The following is a 1,965-nucleotide window of genomic DNA, read 5'->3' on the forward strand; positions in this document are numbered from 1 at the left end:
CGCCGACCGTACCGACCGCTCTCCGGCCGTCGTTCCCGAACGGTCCTCGGCCGACGGTCCCTCACTCGCACCTGAAACAATGGCGATCAGTCACAGCGGGGCGGCGCGATCGGTTGCGCACCGTTCTTGCCGCGGCTGGGGAGGACGGTGCTCGGCGACGGTGTGGCTGAGGGCGGCGATGCCGTCGGAAGACGGGCTGAGGATACGGAGTGCTGCTGTTCATGCGGTTTCGAAAGAGCGCTGTCATCGCGGTTGTGTGTGCCTTGGTCGCTGGTGTCTCGGGGGACCGTGCCGGCACCTCCGCGCCCGCGGGGGGACCTGTGGAGGACCTCCTGAACGGCAGGGACTGGGCTCACTTCGCCGGCGCGAAGCCCACGCACACAGGAGTACGGGTCACACCCCTCGACCGGCGCATCACACGCCAGGACGGTACCGGCGGACAGCCGAACCCACCGGTGAACCTGCGCGGTCCCCACATGGTGTTCCGAGGGGATGTCCGGATCGAAGCCGGCCTGCGGCGCACGGATGACACGGATGCCTACCTGCATCTGTACGGTGAGACGCCGGTCATCTACGACGAATGGCGCTACGAACGGCGCGGCGTGCGCATCGGCGTGGTCGGCGGGAGGCTCCGGATCGACCGCTGGGACGGAGACTCCGACAGACCTGCGATGACCCGGACCTTCGGGAGCGGCCTGGGGCTCGGAGTCCGCCTCGCCGTCGAAGTCCGCGCGAACAGGCTTGTGCTGGAGGCCGACGGCAGGGTCGTGGGGACCGTTCCCGCGCGGGACGTCTTCGGCCACGGCCGCATTTGGTTCGGCGCGGATGCGGGAGCCCGCGGGAAGGGCTGGACCCTCAGCGATCTCCACGCGCGGTCACTGGGACGGGGCCGGATGTCCGTCGTGGACGCGCCTGGTCTGCGAGTGCCCCGGTCCAGCGATGCGATGCGTGATCTGGCGGCGGTTCTCCCACGCCCGATCCGTATGGGAACCGCCCTGGCCGCGGGCCCCTTGCTGACTGACAGCGCCTACCGCCGGACGGCGGGTGAGGAGTTCTCCATGCTTACGCCGGAGAACGACTTCAAGCCGCAGTTCGTCCAGCCTCGACGCGGCGTGTTCGCGTTCGCGGAAGGCGATGCCTTGGTGGACTTCGCCGAAGCCAACAGGATGAAGGTGCACGGCCACACCCTCGTCTGGTTCGAAGCCCTGCCCGCATGGATGCGTGCCGAGATGACGCACGAGCAACGCAGACGCGTCATGGTGGAGCACATACGCGCGGTAGCGGGCCACTTCCGGGAGAAGGTGGCGGAATGGGACGTGGTGAACGAGCCCATGTCCGACGAGGACGAGGACTACTCCAACGGCAACCGGGGCGTGCGGCCACAGTTGTGGTTCGAAGCGATGGGTGAGCAATACATCGACATCGCCTTCCATGCTGCCCGCGAGGCCGACCCGCACGCGGTGCTGTACCTCAACGAGTATGGGGTGGAGGAGGACGGTCCACGCTGGGATGCCCTCTACGCGCTGCTGATCCGGTTGAAGGAGCGGGGCGTTCCGATCGATGGCGTCGGTTTCCAGGACCACGAATACGCCGTCGGTGACCGTACCGACCCCGAGGTCTTCCGACGCAAGGTCCGGGCTTTGGCCGGGCTCGGCCTGAAGGCCCGGATCTCGGAGGCGGACGTCCTCGTCGACGAGGACGAAGAGGACATCCAGGCCCGCCAGTTGGCGGGGAAACTCGCCGTCTGCGGCGAAGAACCCAACTGCACCTCGTTCTCGACCTGGGGTTTCACCGACATGTACGGCTCCACGGCTGACCTGCGACACTATCCCCCGAGTCCGGGAAACGCTCTTCCCTGGGACGCGACGTACGAGGTGAAACCCGCCTACTGGGCACTGCGTGACGTCCTGGACGACGCTCGCCGCTCAGGTACTGGATAGGTACGGCGAACACCGCGAACGACCA

General features: G+C 67.5%; 1 protein-coding gene. It reads left to right on the top strand.

What is annotated here, in order from left to right:
* Positions 1-209 precede the first annotated feature (209 nt).
* Positions 210-1,940, top strand: coding sequence for an endo-1,4-beta-xylanase (locus AB0N31_RS36445; protein ID WP_366062831.1), 1,731 nt, complete (start codon positions 210-212; stop codon positions 1,938-1,940).
* Positions 1,941-1,965 lie beyond the last annotated feature (25 nt).

The sequence above is a fragment of the Streptomyces sp. NPDC051051 genome (genome assembly GCF_040682975.1).
Lineage (GTDB): Bacteria > Actinomycetota > Actinomycetes > Streptomycetales > Streptomycetaceae > Streptomyces.